The sequence below is a fragment of the Microbacterium sp. C448 genome, from assembly GCF_000582705.2.
In the GTDB taxonomy this organism is placed as follows: domain Bacteria; phylum Actinomycetota; class Actinomycetes; order Actinomycetales; family Microbacteriaceae; genus Microbacterium; species Microbacterium lacus_A.
Map to the genome: position 1 here is coordinate 1 of NZ_HG779695.1, position 19275 is coordinate 19275.

Consider the following 19275-nt stretch of genomic DNA (forward strand, 5'->3'; position numbering starts at 1 on the left):
AACGCGTTCACAACGTCACGGAGAGCTACATCTAGCGAATCACTAGATTCCCCTAGATTGTCTGATCGTGCGGTCGCCGCCTACATCGCCAAGTACGCCACCAAAGCAACCGAAGACCTCGAGCCGACAGGCGCTGGCCGCGATCACATCAAGCGCATCAAGTCGACCGTTCGGGAGCTGGCGACTGTCGTCGATCCCGAAGGACCTTACGCGCAGCTGCATCGCTGGGACGGGATGCTCGGCTTCCGCGGTCACTTCTCGACGAAGTCCCGTCGCTACTCGGTGACGCTCGGCTCGCTCCGCGGCGCGCGACGGACCTGGCGTCTCAAGCATCTCCTCGCCAAGACGAAGCCGACCGAGGAGATCAGCCCCGATGAGGTTCTCGTCATCGGCTCGTGGGCATACGCGGGCATGGGCTGGCTCACCGACGGCGATAAAGCACTCGCGAGAGAAGCAGCGAATGCCGCCCGACAATGGCGCCACGATCGCGCACGAGACCGCAACACCCCACCCACCGAAAGGAGCACGATATGACCACTCACACGCTCGTCGACGACCCCGAGGTCGAGGTCGCCGACCACGCCGAGCAGAACGACTATCTGACTCGCCGCGAGGCCGCCGCGCTCTGCCGCGTGCCGCTGTCGACCTTCGACTCGCTGCGGCGGCAGAACCGGTTCCCATTCCCCGACGCGCACATGGGCAAGCACATGCTCTGGCGGGCGTCGACCGTTGCAGCGTTCCTCGAGGCCGGCGGTACCCGCGGTGTCGGCTGAACGGGGCGAGCGGATCGACCCGAAGACCCGGCGCCCGCTGCCCGAGGGGATCCGCTTCCGCAAGGATCGAGGCAAGTACCAGGTGCGCGTCTGGGCTATCGGCCTGAACGGCGAGCAGCGCGAACGCTCAACCTACGTTGAGACGCTCGCCGAGGCCAAGAAGCTCCGCGCCGAAACGCTCACTCGCCGCTACCCCGACGGCGATATGACGCTCACCCAATGGCACTCGCGGCACTGGTCGGTCATCGAGAGCAGTGTGCGGGCGTCAACGGCGCGTGCATACGAGCGCGGCTGGCGGCTGCGGGTGAAGCCGTGGCTGGGCCACGTGAAGCTCGAGAAGCTCACGGCGGGCGTCATCGAGGACGCGATCACCGGCTGGGAGGGAAGCACATCGACGCGGATCGATGCGCTCTCGGTGCTGAGCCGCCTGCTTGACGGCGCGGTCCGCGCGCACCTGGTGCCGCTGAACCAAGCACGTCTCGCGCGTCGTCCGAAGTCCGAGTCGGTGACGAGCCTGCGATCTCGCGCGCTCACGGCCGCGGAGGTACCGACGCTGCTTGCCGCGATCGATGATGCGCACTATCGGCGCTACATCGCCGCTCTCGTCTACACAGGCATGCGCGCCAACGAGGCGACCGCATTGCGCATTGAAGACGTCGATCGTGCGCATCGGACGATCCACGTACGGCGCGCATTCAGCATCGGCGCGGACGGGCGCGGCGTTGAGCTGACGCCGAAGAGCCATAAGGAGCGGGACGTGCCGATCCCGACGCCGCTCGTTGCGCTGCTGACCGAGGCCATGGCCGGCAAGCACCGCGGCGAACTCGTGTTCACGGGTCCTCGCGGGGGACGGATCAATGCCTCGAACGTCCGTCGCGCGATCGGCTGGAAGACGCTCCGAGCGAAGCTGCACCGCGACGACCTGCGACTCCACGACCTGCGCCACACGCTCGCCACAATGCTCTTCGATGCCGGCGCCTCGGCGAACGACGTTCAGGCCGTGCTCGGGCACTCGAGTATGCAGATGACCGAGCGATACAGCCGGGCTCGTTCCGACGTTGCCCGTCGTGCCGCCGCCGCCATCGACTCACTGTTCGGTGAGGGGGAGTGATGGACGTCCACGAGAGGCTCGACGAGCTGCTCGCCAATCCGGAGTGCCACGCCATCCTCGTCAACGCTCTGGGGGAATACCGCAGCCTGCTGCACCGCAACGCCGACGACTTCGCCGACGAGTTCGAGCTGGCGCACATCGAGCGCGCGGTTGCGCACATCGATGCGCTCGACGACGTCTTCGAGCGGTGGCCATGAATCTTCCAACTCGCGTGTCCGCGAACCCCCGAAAGACGGGCCTATACCTAGTGAGGGCAAAACGTCCCTCATTGATTGAGAGGTAGCACCATGTCCGAGGAGCCGACGGAGCCGCTGTCGCGGCTCGAGCTTGTGTATACGCCGCTGGGTGACTACCTGCGTCGTGTCGATCCAGCCGAAGACGCCGTCTTGTCATTCGGTGAAGTCGAGGCGCTGATCGGACGGCCCCTGCCTGCGCAGGCCCGGTCGAAGCCGGAATGGTGGGAGTCGATGCCGCGGCAGCCGCAAAGTCGCGCGTGGCTTCGTGCCGATCGGCGTGCTATCGCGGATCTTTCCGCGGAGACTGTGACGTTCGTGTGGGAGGTTTTCGTCCGCAACAACCCCATCGAGCGCATTCAGACGATTCGCTCGTACTGGCTCGGCTACGCGCGGACGTGCCTCACGAACCCACCGACTGACGCTCATGACTTCCACGTAGAGCTTGGGTGGTGGGAACCGCACCAGACCTATCTCTTGCATCTGCCGCGGCTTCATAAATTCAAGGTCGGACTGGCGAGGATCGGTAGCAAGAGGATCGCGGCAGTGGGTGGTGCGTCCGCCAGCGTCGTTGATCGCATGACCCTCGCGAACAGATGGGCCGCGCTCGTGATCGAGCATCACGTCCTGGAGCTCGCATGGGACGCGTGGGAGCAGCCCGATAGGTTCGCGAGCGGCGATAAGGGCGAAACCGAGAGGTGGAATGACTGGCTGGTACCGCCGCCGTTGTCGACCATCCTCGATTCACTTGACGACGACACGAGCCTGCCCGGTTGGGGTGTCAGCGTCTATCGGAGCCCCGCATGAGCGATGATCGGGTTGCCGACGCCGACGCGGTTGAGATTCCTGCTGACGTGGCAGAGCTGTTGCATCAGCTCTATCTGCCCCGGGGGAGCAGAGGGTGGCTACTGGGTCACAATGCGCACCTTGAGGGCCGGCGTCCGATCGACTGCATCAAGATGGGTGACGTTGCGTCGGTGATTGAGGCGCTGAACGTCGAGATTCAGGGAGGGATGGCATGACAGGTCGACCCCTGACGGAGTTCGACTTCGACGCCGTCGACTTCGTGACGAGCGATCACCACTTCGGGCACGCTCGCATTAGCGAGCTCGCCGGCCGGCCATTCGGCTCGGTCGATGAGATGAACGCGGCGATGATCGACCGATGGAACGCAATCGTCGGTCCCGACGACGTCGTACTCCATCTCGGCGACCTGGCGCTCGGACCGATCGAGGAGAGCGTTGGGTTGACGTCGCAGCTCAACGGGCGCCGACTGCTGGTGCCAGGCAACCACGACCGGGTGTCCCCGGCGACGCAGTCAAATCGGGCGATCGAGCGCTTCTTGCCGATGTATGAGGCGGCTGGATGGACGGTGCTGCCGGAGATCGTCGAGGGCCAGCGCGGCGGTGCGCGGCTGATTGCGTCCCACTACCCGTTCGAGGGCGACACGACCGGTGTCGAACGCCACAGCTCGCACCGCCCGGCCGATACCGGGGTTCCCCTTCTCCACGGGCACACTCACGATCGAGCGTTCGGTGCTCATGGCTCGCACGAGTTCCACGTCGGAGTGGATGCCTCCGGGTTCGCGCCCATCCGCTTCGATGTCATCGACGCCTGGCTCGCGAGCCTTTCAAGCAGTGCTCCCGACGAGGACTGAGCGCTGCGAGTTACCCTTCGTTCGTGCGAATGTGGAGGGAGAGGAGGTCGTCATGGAAACCGCGGTGGACCTACTCACGGACGAGGACCACGCAGCGATCGCCCGAAGTGCGCCTTGCGTGTCCAACTGATCGCAAGATCAGCGCAAGTAGCTGGAGAAGGCTTCCTCCAAGTCGCTGTAAGCAACGATGCCGTTGTGCTCAGCAACGACCTTGCCGTCGAGCAGAGCCTTGAAGGTCGGGACGATGTTCGTCTCGAATCGAGACGAGAGCACCGGTGCCTCGTCGACGTTGACGACTAGAACTTGAATCCTCTTCGAGTGCCGAGTTGCGAACACGTCCAAGACCCTTCGCGTCGCGAGCCAGTGCTCGCCCTGCCACGTCGGGCCGAACCCGACGATAGTGACTCCGTTGTAGGCCGACACGATCGCGTCGAACGTCTCGTCAGTTGCGACTGTGGCCCCTGCGCGCCTCGGTGCGATATAGCTCGCAAGAGTAGGGTTCAGCGCTGGGTCCTGGGTCTGCTTCAGAAACGCGCGTTCCGCTCGACCGTGCAGTACCTCCGGGTCGTCGTCTCCGAAACGCCGTGGTGTCGTCCAAGCGTAGGTTCGACTTGCGCGGCGCCACGGGAGGAGCGGGTGCTGCCAGCGCGCCTGGAGGTAGAAGCCCTCATCGCCTGTGATCTCCCACCTCCGCTCATTTGGCCGAGGAGGGTCCGCGTACGTCGTCTGCCGCGGATCGAAAGCTTCCACGAGCAGTGTTTCGCCACCCCCGAGTTCGGATAGAGTGGCGATGTCGCCGCCGGCCATTGAGAACCCACTCGGCGTAAGCGTTCCGGCGATCAGTTCGAGATTGCGAACGGGATTCGAACCGTCCGATGTGACGATCAGAGTCAAACTCGGAACGAGGCTGGGCGAGCGCATCGAACGTACTCCGAGCCTCGCTCTTGATAGGACCGCCCAGATCACGCCGGCGATCGCAATTACCGCGGCGAGGATGGTCAGTCCGTTCGCGATTCTGCCGAACCAAAGATCGAAGCCGTCCACACGATCAGCCTGGCAGACATGTCGCGTCGCTGCGTCGTCGGGATGTCTGACGGGGAGTCACATGCGCTATTTGGGACGCGGACCGGCCCCAGACCGGCCCAAGCCGCCGACGAGGCCAGCGAATCAGCATCCGGCCGAGCCGTTTCGACTCGCTGCGCTCGCTCAACGACCGGTGGTTGGGCAACTCGCGCACACGCAGAAAAACCGCGCCTCACCAGGGAAAAGCAAAACCCCCGCCATGTAGAAGCTAGGCGAGGGTTTCTGGGACCGTTGTAACGACGGTCCGTGTGGCTCCGACGGGCGTCGATCCCGTGACCTCACGATTTTCAGTCGTGCGCTCTACCAACTGAGCTACAGAGCCTTGCGGCGTCCGCTCGAAAGCGAGTCTGCCGCGATCTAGACGAAAGGCCCTCTCATAAGAAAGGGCCCGTCGCTTAGAGCGACCCTGACGGGACTTGAACCCGCGACCTCCGCCGTGACAGGGCGGCACGCTAACCAACTGCGCTACAGGGCCATGCTATTTAGTTGTACGAGTGACCCCAACGGGATTCGAACCCGTGCTACCGCCGTGAAAGGGCGGCGTCCTAGGCCGCTAAACGATGGGGCCGAATGAACCCAAGGGCTCACGCTTACCGACGCTCAAGCATACGCATTCCCCGACGAAACCGCCAATCGCGGGCGCGCCAGCCCGTGCCGACCGCGACGGGCGGGGATGCTGGTGGTCTACGCCCATATAAGTCGTCGACCGATATGGACTGGGAATCGCCCCGAACTGGGCGAATACTTGCAGCACAAGACATCGCATGTTGCGAATGTTAAAGATGTTGTTAGTGTGATTTATGTTACTGGCGTAGCAATCGGGAGGAACGACGTGTCAGCTCTGCACGGCGACGCCTTCGTGCGCGACGCATCCGGTCCCGAACCGGACTGCGGGTGTGCTCCGACTCCGGCCGAGATGCGGGCCAACGCCGCAATCGCGAAGCGGTCCGTATCCCGTCGGTGGCTACTCGGCGCTGGTGCGCTCGGTCTGGTCGCCGCCGGTGCGATCGGCGGACCCATGATTCCCGCCGCGTTCGCCGCGACCTACCCCTCGTGGGATGACGTTCAGCGCGCCAAGGGCAACGAAGCATCCAAGGCCAGCGAGGTCACTCGCATCGAGGGCCTTATCAACCAGCTCCAGGCCAACGTCGCAGCCACGCAGGCCGCCGCCGAGCAGGCCTCGATGGAGTACTTCGAGGCCGAAGAGGAATACCTCAACTCGGTCATGATCGCCGATGATCTGCAAGCCCAGGCTGACGCCCAGGGCGCGGCGGCGAGCGCGGCATCACAGCGCGCGGGCAAGGTCGCCTCGCAGCTGTACCGCAGCGGCGGCGACGACACCTCGCTCGAACTGTTCTTCGCAGGGTCCGCGACGGGGGCAGACGACCTGCTCGGACGCCTCGGCCGCATGGACAAGGTCCTCGAGCGGAACAAAGACACCTTCGCCAGTGCGGTCACGGCCCAGAACTCCGCGCAGTCGCTGAGCGACCAGGCATCCGTCGCCCGCGACGAGCGCGACCGCCTGAAGCAGGTCGCCGAACAGAAGATGGTCGAATCCCAGGCTGCTGCGGATGCCGCCCAGGCGGCCCTGGACGCTCAGTCCGAGCACCTCGTCGTGCTCGAGGCGCAGCTCGCCGCCCTCAAGGACCAGACCGCGCAGACCGTCGCCGGGTATCAGGCGGGTGTCGAAGCCAAGCGCAAGGCTGAAGAAGAGGCTCGGCGCCGTGCGGAGGAAGAAGCGCGTCGCCTCGCCGCGGAAGCCGCTGCGGCAGCTGCTGCGAACGGCGGTGGCGGCGGTGGCGGAGGCGGCGGTGGCGGTGGCGGCGGACAGGTCGGCACCACCGGTTGGGCCCGCCCATCCAGCGGGCGTCAGAGCGACCGCTACGGGTCTCGCGCCACGCTGTGTACACCGGGATACGGATGCACGGGCTTCCACAACGGCACCGACATGTCGACCGGCTGCGGCGCCGGCGTTTTCGCCGCGTACAGCGGTCGGGTGACCTACGCAGCCGCCAACGGGCAGAGCGGCAACCAGATCCACATCGACCACGGCGGTGGCGTCGTGACGCGGTACTCGCACATCCAGAACGGCGGCTTCATGGTCGGCTACGGTGCGAACGTCAGCTCCGGCCAGCTCATCGGCCGGGAGGGCATGACGGGCCTGTCGTACGGATGCCACCTGCACTTCGAGGTCTGGATCAACGGCTACCGCACGAATCCCGAAGTGTTCATGCGCGCCCGGGGCATCTCGATCTAGCTGGGCAAAGCCTGTCGACATTTCTCTGGGTTTGCGTCGGGTCGGGGGGTCGTGCCTAGCCTGATGATGACCCGATCGGAGATCCCGTGCCCGAACCCTGGTCAACACTTCTGACCTTTTCCCTCGCCCTCGTCGGCGCGCTCATCGCCGTCCTCATCATCTCGGCGATTGCGTCCGTTATCGTCCGGACGACGTCCCGCCACAGGCAGTGGGCGACCACGCTCATCGCGCGCGCACGGTGGCCGTTCCGCGTCACTCTGCTCATCGTCGGGGTGTGGATCGCCGTGGCGATCAGCTTTCCGGGGGCCGACTGGCGCGATGTCGTCGATCACGCACTGCTGATCGCGCTGATCTCATCCGGCGCGTGGCTCGTCTGCCAGCTACTGCTGTTCATCGCCGACCTCAGCCTCAGTCGCTATCGCCTCGACGTACCCGACAACCGCGTCGCGCGTCGCCTGCACACGCAGCTGCAGATCGTTCGTCGTCTGGTGGTCGTCATCGTGGTGATCGTCGCGATCGGTGCCTGCCTTCTCACCTTCGACGGTGTGCGAGCCGTGGGTGCGAGCGTCCTCGCATCTGCGGGTATCGCCTCGATCGTCGCCGGTCTCGCCGCGCAGTCCGTGCTCGCGAACGTGTTCGCCGGCGTGCAACTGGCTTTCTCGGAGGCCATCCGCGTCGACGACGTCGTCGTCGTGGACGGCCAGTGGGGCCGTATCCACGAGATCACGCTCACCTACGTCGTCGTCATGACCTGGGATCAGCGCACCGTCGTGCTCCCCTGCAACTACTTCACCTCGACCGCGTTCGAGAACTGGACCAAGTACGGCAGCGAAATCGTCGGATCGGTCGAGCTGGACGTCGACTGGCGCGTCTCGACGGATGCCATGCGCGCCCGACTCGAGGCCGTGCTGGCCGAGTCGTCGCTCTGGGATGGCCGCACGCAGGTGCTGCAGGTGACCGAGGCGACGGGCGGCATGGTGCGGGTGCGCGTGCTGGTCAGCGCGGCGGACTCGGCAGCGCTCTGGGATCTGCGGTGCGTCGTGCGCGAATCCCTCGTCGAATGGGTGCGCGATGAGGATGCGGCATCCCTGCCGCTACAGCGTGTTCTGGTCGGCGATCCCGGTCAGCAGCGCTCGTCGGCCGTGAAATCGGCAGCGCCCGCCGAAGCGCGTGACCGCGCCGGACTCTTCTCGGGCAATGCCGATGGGGAGGCCCGGGCATCCGAGTTCACCGCCGCGATACCCGTCCAGATGGACGACCGCGACAGCCGCGATCATCCGCTGCTCGAGTCCGCCCGCGACGACGACTGACGCGCCGACGGGCTCCGGACCGGATCAGATGGACTTGGGCGCTTCGCCCTCACCCTGCGTCTTGGTCTGACCCTCGTGCTCTTCGAAGCGGACGATGGACTCGGCAACGAGGCGCTCAGCCTCGGTGACATCGCCCCACGCGTCGACCTTGACCCACTTGTTCGGCTCGAGGTCCTTATAGTGCTCGAAGAAGTGCGCGATCTCTTTCTTCGTGAACTCGGGAATGTCGTCGACGTCCTGGATGTGGGCCCAGCGCGGGTCCTTCGCCAGCACGGCGACGAGCTTGTCGTCGCCGCCGGCCTCGTCGCTCATCTTCAGCACGCCGACGGGGCGGACGGTCACCATGACGCCCGGAAAGAGCGTGACATCGAGCAGCACGAGCACGTCGAGCGGGTCGCCGTCCTCGCCGAGGGTGTTCTCGAAGAATCCGTAGTCGGCGGGGTAACCCATGGGTGTGAACAGCACGCGGTCGAGGAACACGCGGCCGGTGCCGTGGTCGACCTCGTACTTGACGCGGCTGCCGCGGGGGATCTCGATGACGGCGTCGTACGCGCCCATGCGTGGCTCCTCGATATAGATGGTGCGAAAAGTGAGTGGCGGACCTGCTGATCGCCGCGTTCCAGCCTAGTCAACCGGTGCAGGGCGTAAATCTGACAGGAATCTCGGATCCCCCGGGCCCCGATGGGGTGGATTTCGAGGTCTGAGGTGTCGTGGTTCCTTTCAGATTTACGGCACACCACGGCGGGTACGGTGGGGGCGTGCCCGAGACTGCCGACCACAGCGCCCACCGCGGGCGTCTCGACCCCGCCGTTGCGGCCGTGCGGTCGGCGGTTCGTGCGGCCCTGACACCCCTGCGCGGTGAGCCCGGCGCCGCGGAAGCCCGCGTGCTCGTCGCTCTCTCGGGCGGTGCCGACTCGCTCGCGTTGACCGCGGCGGTCGCGTTCGAGGCGCCACGGCTCGGCATTGAAGCCTCTGCCGTCGTGGTGGACCACGGACTGCAGGATGCCTCGGCCGCACAAGCCGAGGCCGCGGCCGGTGCCGCACGGACCCTCGGGCTCACCGCGATGGTCGTCCCAGTCGAGGTTGCAGCGGATGGTGGGCCCGAGGCCGCTGCCCGGGACGCGCGCTACGGTGCGCTGCGTGCCGAGGCCGAGCGCACCGGCGCTGTCGCTGTGCTGCTCGGCCACACCCTCGACGATCAGGCCGAAACCGTGTTGCTCGGCCTCGCGCGTGGTTCGGGTGGATCGAGTCTGATGGGCATGGCGCCCGTGCGGGCGGACGAGACATCCGGTGTGCTCTGGATGCGTCCGCTACTCGCCGTGCGCCGCGAAGCAACCCGCGCGGCATGCGCGGCCGAAGGACTGGCGCCGTGGGATGACCCGCACAACGCAGATCCCCGATTCGCCCGTGTGCGCGTCCGCAACCGGGTGCTGCCGCTGCTGGAGGACGAACTCGGGCCCGGCGTCGCCGAGGCCCTCGCGCGCACCGCCGAGCAGCTGCGGGAGGACACCGAGGCGTTCCGCGACATGATCGACGAGACGATCGAAGACATCGTCGAGCACGCCGAGGCGGGCATTTCGGTCTCTGTCGCCGCGCTCGCCGCCAACCCGGCAGCGCTGCGTCATCGCGTGATTCGCCACGTCGTGCAGAGCGAGTTCGGGGTCAGCCTGACCCGCTCGCAAACCCTGGAGGTTGCGCGACTCGTGACCGACTGGCACGGTCAGGCCCCGATCGATCTGCCCGGCTGCTTGGCCGAGCGCCGCGGCGCCCGGCTGGTGTTCACGGCTCGCGCCTGACTTTCGGATGCCCCGGCCCCGGAGCCTAGACTCGAGCCCATGCGCGCCGCCGATATCGCCGATGACCTGACGGATGTCCTCGTGACCGAGGAGCAGATCCTCGCCAAACTGCAGGAGCTGGCCGCACAGGTCGCCAAAGATTACGCGGGCAAGGACCTGGTGCTCGTGGGCGTGCTGAAGGGTGCCGTCATGGTCATGGCGGACTTCGCCCGTGCGCTGCCGATGCTGGTGCCGATGGACTGGATGGCCGTCTCCTCCTATGGGGCCGGCACCAAGTCGAGTGGTGTGGTGCAGATCCGCAAGGACCTCGACACCGATCTGCACGACAAGCACGTGCTGATCGTCGAAGACATCATCGACTCGGGGCTCACGCTGAGCTGGTTGCTCGACAACTTCCGCGTCCGCGGTGCGGCGTCGGTCGAGGTGCTCGCGCTGCTGCGCAAGCCCAAGTCGGTCAAGGTGCATGTCGACGTCAAGTACGTCGGCTTCGACATCCCGAGCGAATTCGTCGTCGGCTACGGTCTCGACTACGCCGAGCAGTACCGCAACCTCCGCGACGTCGCGGTGCTGGCGCCGCACGTCTACTCCTGATCGCCCATGTCCCACTTCTAGGCGCATGTGTCCCACTTCTCACCGGTAAACGGTCGCCAAACCGGCAGAAAGTGGGACATCACAGGCCGGGCCGGCGCTGTACGCCGTGGGCGAATGCACAGCCGGTGCAAAGCGGGGGAGCGATACCCTGTCTGAACCGCCCTGGTGCGGCACGTCGACGAAAGGCTTCGGGCTCGCCCCGCCACCATGGACTTCAAGAAGATCTCCCGTAATCCCCTGATCTATGTGCTGTTGATCGGGGTCTTCCTCATCGTGGGCTTCACGCTGATCTCGAGCCTCGGCGGAGCCAAGCAGATCTCGACGCAACAGGGACTCGAGCTCCTCAGCGGGGGCACCGTCACGGAGGTCGTCACGACCGACGGCGACCAGCGCGTCGACATGACCCTGTCGGAGGCCTACGAGGGCTCGACGGACGTCCAGTTCTACTACGTGACCGCTCGCGCGGAAGAGGTCGTCAACGCGATCAATGCCGCGGACCCGTCCGACGGATTTAATGACGTCGTGCCCCAGGCATCCTGGTTCGACGGCTTCCTCTCTCTCATGATCCCGCTGCTGCTGCTGGGTCTGCTCTTCTGGTTCCTGCTCTCGTCCGCCCAGGGTGGCGGTAGCAAGGTCATGCAGTTCGGCAAGTCCAAGGCCAAGCTGGTCTCGAAGGAGTCGCCGACGGTCACGTTCGCGGATGTCGCGGGTGCTGACGAGGCGATCGAAGAGATGCAGGAGATCAAGGACTTCCTGAAGGATCCGACGAAGTTCCAGGCTGTCGGTGCCCGCATCCCTAAGGGCGTGCTGCTGTACGGCCCTCCCGGAACCGGTAAGACCCTGCTCGCTCGCGCCGTCGCGGGGGAGGCGGGCGTGCCGTTCTATTCGATCTCGGGTTCGGACTTCGTCGAGATGTTCGTGGGTGTCGGCGCGAGCCGCGTGCGCGACCTGTTCAACCAGGCCAAGGAGAACTCGCCGGCGATCATCTTCATCGATGAGATCGATGCCGTCGGTCGTCACCGTGGGGCCGGTATGGGTGGCGGGCACGACGAACGCGAGCAGACGCTCAACCAGATGCTCGTCGAGATGGACGGCTTCGACCCCAAGGTCAACGTCATCGTGATCGCGGCGACGAACCGCCCCGACATCCTCGACCCGGCTCTGCTTCGTCCCGGCCGCTTCGACCGTCAGATCGGCGTCGACGCCCCCGACCTGCAGGGCCGCAAGCGCATCCTCGAGGTGCACGGCCGCGGCAAGCCGCTCGCCGACGGGGTCGACCTCGAGGTCGTCGCTCGGAAGACGCCCGGCTTCACGGGCGCCGATCTCGCCAACGTTCTGAACGAGGCCGCTCTGCTGACAGCTCGCTCGAACGCGCAACTGATCGACAACCGCGCGCTCGACGAGGCAATCGACCGCGTGATCGCGGGACCGCAGCGCCGCACGCGCATCATGAAGGACAAGGAACGCCTGATCACGGCGTACCACGAGGGTGGGCACGCGCTCGCCGCGGCGGCGATGAACCACACCGACCCCGTGACGAAGGTCACGATCCTGCCGCGCGGCAAGGCGCTCGGATACACGATGGTGCTGCCGCTCGACGACAAGTACTCGGTCACCCGCAACGAGCTTCAGGATCAGCTGACGTACGCGATGGGTGGTCGCGTGGCCGAAGAGATCGTCTTCCACGACCCGACCACGGGTGCGTCGAACGACATCGAGAAGGCGACGAACATCGCCCGCAAGATGGTCACCGAGTACGGAATGACGATGCAGCTCGGGCCGGTCAAGCTCGGCGCCGCGAGCGGTGAGGTCTTCATGGGCCGTGACATGGGTCACGGCCGCGAGTATTCCGAGTCGATCGCCGAGCGCGTCGATGCCGAGGTGCGCGCGCTCATCGAGCAGGCGCACAACGAGGCCTACCAGGTGATCAGCGACAACCGCGACGTGCTCGACAAGCTTGCGCTCGAGCTGCTCGAGAAAGAGACGCTCGATCACCTGCAGCTCGCCGAGATCTTCACCGAGGTGCGTCGCCTGCCGCCGCGTCCGCAGTGGCTTTCGAGCGAGAAGCGGCCCGTGTCGGCCCTTCCCCCGGTCGAGGTCCCGAAGCAAACCCTGCCGGAGGGTCTCGCGGCGGACATGCCTGCCGAGGAGGTCGTCGCCGAGAAGCAGCCGCGCCGGCGGCCGTCGGGTCAGGCACGCCCGGCTACGGCGTAGTTCATGGCTGTCGACTCCGGGCGCGTCGAGGCGCTCGTTCGTGAACTGCTGGTCGCCATCGGCGAGGACCCCGATCGTCCGGGTCTGAAGCGGACCCCGCAACGTGTCGCCGAGGCTTACACCGAGTTCTTTTCCGGGCTGGACCAGGATCCCGCCGAGCCGCTCGGCAACCCGATCTCGGTCGCGCGCGGACCCGAGCCCGAGACGGTTGCCTCGGGCGCGGTGCTGCTGCGCGACATCGCCTTCCGTTCGGTGTGCGAGCACCACCTGCTGCTCTTCCGCGGTGTGGCGCACGTCGCCTATCTGCCGGGCGACACCGTGGTCGGGCTGGGCGCTCTTCCGCGGGTCGTCGACATCCTCGCGGCGCGCCCGCAGGTGCAGGAGCGGCTCGGCGAGCAGATCGCCGACACGATCCAGAACGAGCTCGACGCGCGCGGTGTTCTGGTCGTACTCGATGCGCGTCACGGATGCGTCACCATGCGCGGCGGTCGTCAACCGGATGCGTCGACCGTCACGGTTGCTGCCCGCGGCGAACTCGCCGAGCCCGCAGCTCGGGCCGAATTGATCGGTCTGATCGGCGGCGTCCGCTCGTGAGCGCGGCAAACATCGAACCCGTGGCAGGCACTGTGAGCGCGGCGAACACTGGCGGCACCGTGATCATGGGGATCGTCAACGCGACGCCCGACTCTTTCAGCGATGGCGGACAGTATCTCGACCCCGAAGTCGCGATCGCGCACGCGCTCGAACTCGTCGCCGACGGCGCGAGCGTGATCGATGTCGGAGGCGAGTCCACCCGGCCCGGCGCGGAACGTGTGGCCGTCGCCGAGGAGATCCGGCGGGTTCTGCCGGTCGTGACCGCCCTCGCGGGGCGCGGCGTAATGGTCAGCATCGACACGATGAACGCCGCGACGGCCGTTGCGGCGTTCGAGGCGGGCGCGCGGATCGTGAACGATGTTTCGGGTGGGCTCGCCGACCCCGGCATGCTCGCCGCGGTGGCCGAGACATCCGCCGACTTCGTGCTGGGCCATTGGCGGGGGCCGTCGTCGGACATGTACGCCCGCGCGGCCTACGCAGATGTCGCGCGGGATGTGACGGCCGAACTCGCCGACCGAATGCGCGATGCGGCCCGCGCGGGCCTTGCCCCGTCGCGGGTGATCCTCGACCCGGGCATCGGTTTCGGGAAGACGGCCGAGCAGAACTGGGCGATGCTCGCGGGCCTCGATCGCCTCGTCGCCCTCGGGCCTCGCGTTCTGGTCGGCACGTCACGCAAGCGATTCCTGTCCGCGGCGCTGGCCGGGTCATCCGGCGACGAACCCTCGACCGAGCGCCGCGACGCCGCGACCGCTGTGACGAGTGTGCTGGCCGAGCGCGCGGGCGCGTGGGGTGTTCGTGTGCACGACGTCGCGGCGACCCGGGACGCGCTCGTGATCGCGGCGGCCTGGAGGGAGGGGGCACCGTGGACGGCCTAGATGAGATCGCTCTGACCGGCCTGCGGGTCTTCGGGCGACACGGGGTGTTCGACTTCGAGCGCGAGCAGGGTCAGCACTTCGTGATCGACGTCGTGCTCAAACTTCGCACCGCCGAGGCGGCACGCACGGACGACGTGCGCGACACCGTCCACTACGGCGAGGTCGCCGATGCGATCGTCGCGATCGTCGCGGGCGAGCCGGTCAACCTGATCGAGACGCTCGCCGAGCGGATCGCGGTGGCGGTGCTCGCAGATCGGCGGCTGGCTTCCGTCCGCGTGACCGTCCACAAGCCGAGCGCGCCCATCGAGGCCGAGTTCTCGGACGTCTCGGTCAGTATCGAACGAGCCAGCATCGAACGAGCCAGCATCGAACGAGCCGCGATCGACTTCCCCCGGAGCACCCCATGAGCCGCCGCCTGGCCGAAGAACTCCCGCCCCGCGACGCGCGGCCCGAAAACGAAACGATCGTGGCCGTCGTGGCACTCGGCAGCAACCTCGGTGACCGGGGGGCAACGCTCGAGGATGCGGTGCGCGAGATCGCCCGGCTGCCTCTCGTTGATCACGTGCGGGTGTCGCCGACGCGCGAGACGGTTGCCCTGCGCCCGGATGGTCCGGATGCCTCAGCGCCGGCGTACCTGAACGCCGTCGCCCTCGTCTCGACCCGTCTGGCCCCGAGCGTTCTGCTGGCGATGCTGCACCGCATTGAGGCCGAGCACGGACGTCAGCGCCACGAGAAGTGGGGCGACCGCACGCTCGACCTCGATCTGATCGCCTACGGCGACGTGCAGTCGGACGACCCGAACCTGACCCTGCCGCACCCGCGCGCCGCGGAGCGGGACTTCGTGCTCGAGCCGTGGCTCGAGGCGGACCCCGCGGCCGTGCTGGTGGGTCACGGAGCGGTGCGCGATCTCGTCGAGCGGCTCCGCGCACAGGCGGCGGACACACATCCGGATGCTTCGGGTGGGGACCGCGCGTGAAGCGCACCAGTCCGCTCGTCCTGGTCTCGGCCGCCGTGCTCGGTGCGCTCGCCGGCTTCCTGTTCGATCACCTTCTGACGGTCTCAGGCCGCCCAACCTTCACACCGTTCATCTCGCTGCCGATCATGCTGCTGCTGCTCGGTGCGATCGTGGTGGTTCTGGCGTTGCCCATCCGCCGGGCGATCCGGGGCCCGCGCGGCGAGAGCGGCGCCGTCGCCGCGGGATCGCAGCCCGCATCCGGGCCCCCGGTCAATCCCTTCCGCGCTTTGCGGATCGCGATCCTGGCCAAGGCGTCGAGCATCGTGGGCGCGGCGACCGGGGGAGCCGGCGCGGGTTTGGCCCTCTACCTGCTGACACGCCCGGTGCCGCCGCCGTTAGGCTCGATCACGGCGGTCGTCGCCACCGCCGTTGCGGGGGCGATCCTCGTCGCCGCGGCACTCGTCGCCGAGAACATGTGCATCATCCGGAAGGACGACGATGACGAACCCCCAGAGCCCGCCGCCGGAGGCGACACCCACCCCTGGTGAAAGCACCGGTCTCGCGGCGCCCGTGAATGAGATCCCCGTCGACGAGAGCCCGGTCGCTGAGGGAAATACAGATGCGCTCGACTCCGACTCGCTGGATGCCGGCACCTTCACCGCGCTCGTCGAACCGCGCTCGCCCAGTCGGCTCGAGCTGGACGGCGGCGATTGGCACCAGATCTCGCCGAAGTACGTCTGGGTCCAGCTCATCTCGAGCGGCGTGCTGATCGTCCTCGTGGCTGCCGCCATGCTGTTTCTGACGCTATTCCTGCATCAGACGTGGGCCTACATCCCGGGCGGCATCATCCTGGCGATCTCGATCTGGACGACCGCCATCGTCCCCCGCCAGGCGCGCTCGATCGGGTATCGCCTGCGCCAAGACGACTTGGTGTTCCGTCGCGGCATCCTGTGGCAACGCCTGGTCGCCGTGCCGTATGGACGGATGCAGCTGATCGACATCACCCACGGCCCCCTCGATCGGGGGTTCGGTATTGCGCAACTCAAGTTCGTGACGGCCGCCGCCGCAACGGGAGTCACGATCCCCGGCCTGGAGCAACAGACCGCCGAACACCTGCGTGACCTGCTGGTCGAGGTCGCCGAATCGCGACGGACGGGGCTGTGAGCGAATCCGCAGCGGCCGGTGCGACGCCCGAGGCGTCCGCGCCGATGACGGATGCGGCCGCGACGGATGCGGCCGCGACGGATGTGCCCGTGCCCGGTGAGCCGTTCGAGGCGCGCAGCGAGCTGAGCGATGGCGAGTGGCACCGGATGCATCCGCTGTCCCCGATCTTCCGGGGCGGCATCTTCCTCGTCGTGGTGATCGGCATCGTGATCGCCAACCTGCGCGACAGGCTGGTGGCGATCTTTCTGCCTTCGGTGCTGCCCGAGCTTCCCGACGGTGAAGAGTGGAACTCGGGCGACCCGGTCGACTGGGTGCTCGACAACGGGCTCCTGCTTCTGGCAAGCCTCGCCGTTCTAGGTGCGCTCCTGCTCGTCGTCGGCGGCTTCTACCTGTCGTGGCGGTTCCACACTTTCCGGATCACGGAGGATGACGTCGAGGTCAAGCAGGGCATCCTGTTCCGCTCGCAACGGCGTGCACCGCTCGACCGTGTTCAGGGCGTCAACCTCACGCGCCCTCTCGTGGCGCGTCTCGTCGGACTCGCGAAGCTCGAGGTTGTCGGTGCGGGCACAGATGCGAACGTCAAGCTCGACTACCTGTCGACGGGTAACGCCGAGAGGGTGCGCGCCGACATCCTGCGCCTGGCCTCGGGCCGTCAGCTCGCCGAGGCGTCCGGGTCCGTCGCATCCATGAACCGCATTCGCGGTGCATCGAGCGCCGTTAGCGAGGGCATCACCGGACTCATCGCCGGGGCCGAAGGGCCGGCGAGCGAGCCCGAGAGCGTCGTCCATATCTCGACCGGGCGACTGATCGCCTCGCAGGTGCTCGGGGGCAGCACGGTCGCCTTGCTCGTGATGACGGGCGTCGCGATCGCCGGTGGAATCTGGGGGTCACCGTGGGTACTGCTCGGCCTCGTACCGGCATTGCTCGGATTCGGTGCCTACTGGGTGTCGCAGATCGTGAAGTCCCTGCGGTACTCGATCGCGCCCACGCGGCACGGGCTGCGGGTGACGTTCGGGCTGTTCACGACCGTCACCGAGATCATTCCCCCAGGCCGCGTGCACGCGATCGAGGTGCGGCAGTCGATCTTCTGGCGCCCTTTCGGATGGTGGCTGATCAAGATCAACCGCCTGACGGGGCGAAGCGCGGGTGACACCTCGACCGATCAGTTCACGACGGTCCTGCCGGTCGGTACCCGTGCCGACGTCGAGCGCGTCCTGCGCCTGGTGCTGCCCGGCACGCGCGACGACGAGTGGTCGCTGCTCTTCGAGCACGGGATCCTCGGCCCGCGCGAGGGTGACCCGTACTCGCAGACCCCCCGTCGCGCCTGGTTCATCCGGCCCTTCTCGTGGCGGCGCAACGGATTTTTCGTCTCACCGCACGCGCTGCTGCTCCGTCGCGGTCAGATCTGGCGGTCGCTCGCGATCTTCCCCTTCGCCCGCATGCAGAGCGTCGGCCTGCATCAGGGGCCGCTCGACCGGTCGCTGCGCGTCGCGTCCCTTCGCCCGCACACCGTCGCCGGACCCGTCTACGGCTACGTCGCCGCGCTCGATCGGGACGACGCGTTGGCGGCCTTCGCGGATGTCACGGCTCGGGCATCCGCCGCCTCCACCGCGGATCGCAGCCACCGGTGGGCGGAAACCGTCGTGGCCGAGGTGCCGGACCACGTACCGGATTCGACAGCGGAACCGGAGTCGATGGTGGGCCAGGCGCCGGAATCGACGTCCGGCCAGGCGCCGGGGGCGACGTGAACCGGGCGGGACGCCTCGGCGTCGGGATCATCGGCGCTGGACGCGTTGGCCCGATCATCGGCGCCGCGCTCGGCGGGGCCGGGCACGCGCTGACGGGCATCACTCCCGGGTCCGACCCGGACCGCGTCGAGGCGATCCTCCCGGGTGTTCCGCACCTGGATCCGCCCGAGATTGCGCGGCGCAGTGAGCTCGTCATCCTCGCCGTGCCGAGTGATCAGCTCGCCGAACTGGTCGCTGGCCTGGCAGCGGTGTCGGCCTGGCAGCCGGGCCAACTCGTGCTGCACACGGATGCGCGATTCGGCACCGACATCCTTCGTCCGGCTGTCGAGCAGGGAGTCATCCCCCTCGCCGTTCACCCCGCAATCACCTTCACCGGTACGAGCATCGACCTGCGACAGCTGCAAGCGGGGTACGCGGCCGTTACGGCACCCGCTGCCGTGCTGCCGATCGCGCAGGCCCTCGCGGTCGAACTCGGCTGCGAGCCCGTCGTCATCGCCGAAGCGGATCGCGCCTCGTACGCCGAGGCGATCGCGACGGCGACGGAGTTCTCCCGCGCCGTCGTCCAGCAGTCCACGTCGCTGCTGCGCGGTATCGGCATCGACAACCCGGGCGGATACCTGTCGGCACTCGTCCGCTCGACCGTCGACCAGGCGCTCACCCTGGAGACCACCCCGGATTGGGAGGGCATCGTGCGGGGCGGTCCGCGCGATGGCAATTCCGGCGGTGGGGCTTGGACCGAGCTGGACGGCCCGGATGCGCTGCCGGGGTAGCATCCAAGGATGATCAGCTCCATCGCCGAGCTGCGCACCCGACTGGCGGAAGCCAGAAGCGCAGCACGGACGGCGGGGGACGCGGCGCGAGACACATCCGCCGAGCCCACCGTCGCACTCATACCCACCATCGGCGCGCTACAC

Annotated in this window: 22 protein-coding genes and 3 tRNA genes; 20 read left to right on the forward strand and 5 right to left on the reverse strand. The window is 67.2% G+C overall.

What is annotated here, in order from left to right; translation table 11 throughout:
* Positions 1 to 57: 57 nt before the first annotated feature.
* The 7 genes from MIC448_RS09840 to MIC448_RS09870 all read left to right on the forward strand — a co-directional run bounded on the left by MIC448_RS09840 (position 58) and on the right by MIC448_RS09870 (position 3774).
* Positions 58 to 534, forward strand: a complete 477-nt coding sequence (locus MIC448_RS09840) for a replication initiator (protein ID WP_051513540.1) — start codon at positions 58 to 60, stop codon at positions 532 to 534.
* Positions 531 to 773 (forward strand): AlpA family transcriptional regulator, encoded by a 243-nt coding sequence (locus tag MIC448_RS09845; RefSeq protein WP_036298938.1) that lies wholly within the window; start codon positions 531 to 533, stop codon positions 771 to 773. The genes MIC448_RS09840 and MIC448_RS09845 overlap by 4 nt, the downstream gene beginning before the upstream one ends.
* Positions 763 to 1884, forward strand: coding sequence for a site-specific integrase (locus tag MIC448_RS09850; protein WP_036298940.1), 1122 nt, complete (start codon positions 763 to 765; stop codon positions 1882 to 1884). Before MIC448_RS09845 ends, MIC448_RS09850 begins: the two co-directional genes overlap by 11 nt.
* The gene (locus tag MIC448_RS09855) at positions 1884 to 2081 is read left to right on the forward strand and encodes a hypothetical protein (protein ID WP_036298942.1); all 198 of its coding nucleotides are present in this window, start codon (positions 1884 to 1886) and stop codon (positions 2079 to 2081) included. The genes MIC448_RS09850 and MIC448_RS09855 overlap by 1 nt, the downstream gene beginning before the upstream one ends.
* Positions 2082 to 2171: 90 nt before the next feature.
* Positions 2172 to 2924 (forward strand): hypothetical protein, encoded by a 753-nt coding sequence (locus tag MIC448_RS09860; protein ID WP_051513542.1) that lies wholly within the window; start codon positions 2172 to 2174, stop codon positions 2922 to 2924.
* The gene (locus MIC448_RS09865; RefSeq protein WP_036298944.1) at positions 2921 to 3139 is read left to right on the forward strand and encodes a hypothetical protein; all 219 of its coding nucleotides are present in this window, start codon (positions 2921 to 2923) and stop codon (positions 3137 to 3139) included. Before MIC448_RS09860 ends, MIC448_RS09865 begins: the two co-directional genes overlap by 4 nt.
* Positions 3136 to 3774: a metallophosphoesterase gene (locus MIC448_RS09870; protein ID WP_051513545.1), complete on the forward strand. Its 639-nt coding sequence runs from the start codon at positions 3136 to 3138 to the stop codon at positions 3772 to 3774. Before MIC448_RS09865 ends, MIC448_RS09870 begins: the two co-directional genes overlap by 4 nt.
* 138 nt (positions 3775 to 3912) lie before the next feature.
* Here the strand turns inward: MIC448_RS09870 and MIC448_RS09875 are convergent, their stop codons facing one another.
* From MIC448_RS09875 to MIC448_RS09890, 4 genes are all read right to left on the reverse strand, one after another.
* Positions 3913 to 4818, reverse strand: coding sequence for a co-chaperone YbbN (locus MIC448_RS09875; protein ID WP_036298947.1), 906 nt, complete (start codon positions 4816 to 4818; stop codon positions 3913 to 3915).
* Between the two features lie 288 nt (positions 4819 to 5106).
* Positions 5107 to 5179 (reverse strand) — tRNA-Phe (locus MIC448_RS09880).
* Between the two features lie 79 nt (positions 5180 to 5258).
* Positions 5259 to 5332 (reverse strand) — tRNA-Asp (locus MIC448_RS09885).
* A 20-nt stretch (positions 5333 to 5352) separates the two neighbouring features.
* Positions 5353 to 5425, reverse strand: a tRNA-Glu gene (locus MIC448_RS09890).
* Between the two features lie 264 nt (positions 5426 to 5689).
* On the opposite strand from MIC448_RS09890, the gene MIC448_RS09895 reads away from it, so the two are divergent.
* A complete protein-coding gene (locus MIC448_RS09895) occupies positions 5690 to 7114 on the forward strand; it encodes a peptidoglycan DD-metalloendopeptidase family protein (protein WP_306342116.1) in 1425 nt (474 codons plus the stop codon).
* Positions 7115 to 7200: 86 nt separating this feature from the next.
* Positions 7201 to 8424, forward strand: a complete 1224-nt coding sequence (locus tag MIC448_RS09900; RefSeq protein WP_243419944.1) for a mechanosensitive ion channel family protein — start codon at positions 7201 to 7203, stop codon at positions 8422 to 8424.
* A 24-nt stretch (positions 8425 to 8448) separates the two neighbouring features.
* On the opposite strand, the gene ppa is transcribed toward MIC448_RS09900, so the two are convergent.
* Complete coding sequence (ppa, locus tag MIC448_RS09905; RefSeq protein WP_036298950.1) at positions 8449 to 8982, reverse strand: inorganic diphosphatase; 534 nt, start codon at positions 8980 to 8982, stop codon at positions 8449 to 8451.
* A 200-nt stretch (positions 8983 to 9182) separates the two neighbouring features.
* On the opposite strand from ppa, the gene tilS reads away from it, so the two are divergent.
* The 11 genes from tilS to MIC448_RS09960 all read left to right on the forward strand — a co-directional run bounded on the left by tilS (position 9183) and on the right by MIC448_RS09960 (position 19131).
* Positions 9183 to 10220 carry a tRNA lysidine(34) synthetase TilS gene (tilS, locus tag MIC448_RS09910; protein ID WP_036298952.1) on the forward strand — a complete coding sequence of 346 codons (1038 nt, stop codon included), beginning with the start codon at positions 9183 to 9185 and terminating at the stop codon, positions 10218 to 10220.
* 39 nt (positions 10221 to 10259) lie between these two features.
* Positions 10260 to 10811, forward strand: a complete 552-nt coding sequence (gene hpt, locus MIC448_RS09915) for a hypoxanthine phosphoribosyltransferase (protein ID WP_036298955.1) — start codon at positions 10260 to 10262, stop codon at positions 10809 to 10811.
* A gap of 207 nt (positions 10812 to 11018) precedes the next feature.
* A complete protein-coding gene (ftsH, locus tag MIC448_RS09920) occupies positions 11019 to 13025 on the forward strand; it encodes an ATP-dependent zinc metalloprotease FtsH (protein WP_036298958.1) in 2007 nt (668 codons plus the stop codon).
* 3 nt (positions 13026 to 13028) lie between these two features.
* Complete coding sequence (folE, locus tag MIC448_RS09925; RefSeq protein WP_036298960.1) at positions 13029 to 13619, forward strand: GTP cyclohydrolase I; 591 nt, start codon at positions 13029 to 13031, stop codon at positions 13617 to 13619.
* A 65-nt stretch (positions 13620 to 13684) separates the two neighbouring features.
* Complete coding sequence (gene folP, locus MIC448_RS09930) at positions 13685 to 14494, forward strand: dihydropteroate synthase (RefSeq protein WP_036298982.1); 810 nt, start codon at positions 13685 to 13687, stop codon at positions 14492 to 14494.
* On the forward strand, positions 14482 to 14901 hold the full coding sequence (gene folB, locus MIC448_RS09935; protein ID WP_051513548.1) for a dihydroneopterin aldolase: 420 nt from the start codon (positions 14482 to 14484) through the stop codon (positions 14899 to 14901). Before folP ends, folB begins: the two co-directional genes overlap by 13 nt.
* Entirely contained in the window at positions 14898 to 15470 is a 573-nt protein-coding gene (gene folK, locus MIC448_RS09940; RefSeq protein ID WP_051513550.1) for a 2-amino-4-hydroxy-6-hydroxymethyldihydropteridine diphosphokinase, read from the forward strand. The genes folB and folK overlap by 4 nt, the downstream gene beginning before the upstream one ends.
* Positions 15467 to 15997: a DUF3180 domain-containing protein gene (locus tag MIC448_RS09945; protein WP_036298962.1), complete on the forward strand. Its 531-nt coding sequence runs from the start codon at positions 15467 to 15469 to the stop codon at positions 15995 to 15997. Before folK ends, MIC448_RS09945 begins: the two co-directional genes overlap by 4 nt.
* A 91-nt stretch (positions 15998 to 16088) precedes the next feature.
* Positions 16089 to 16613 (forward strand): PH domain-containing protein, encoded by a 525-nt coding sequence (locus tag MIC448_RS09950; protein WP_051513554.1) that lies wholly within the window; start codon positions 16089 to 16091, stop codon positions 16611 to 16613.
* Positions 16610 to 18361 (forward strand): PH domain-containing protein, encoded by a 1752-nt coding sequence (locus MIC448_RS09955; protein ID WP_243419945.1) that lies wholly within the window; start codon positions 16610 to 16612, stop codon positions 18359 to 18361. The genes MIC448_RS09950 and MIC448_RS09955 overlap by 4 nt, the downstream gene beginning before the upstream one ends.
* A complete protein-coding gene (locus tag MIC448_RS09960) occupies positions 18358 to 19131 on the forward strand; it encodes a DUF2520 domain-containing protein (protein WP_036298965.1) in 774 nt (257 codons plus the stop codon). The genes MIC448_RS09955 and MIC448_RS09960 overlap by 4 nt, the downstream gene beginning before the upstream one ends.
* The last annotated feature ends 144 nt before the right edge of the window (positions 19132 to 19275 follow it).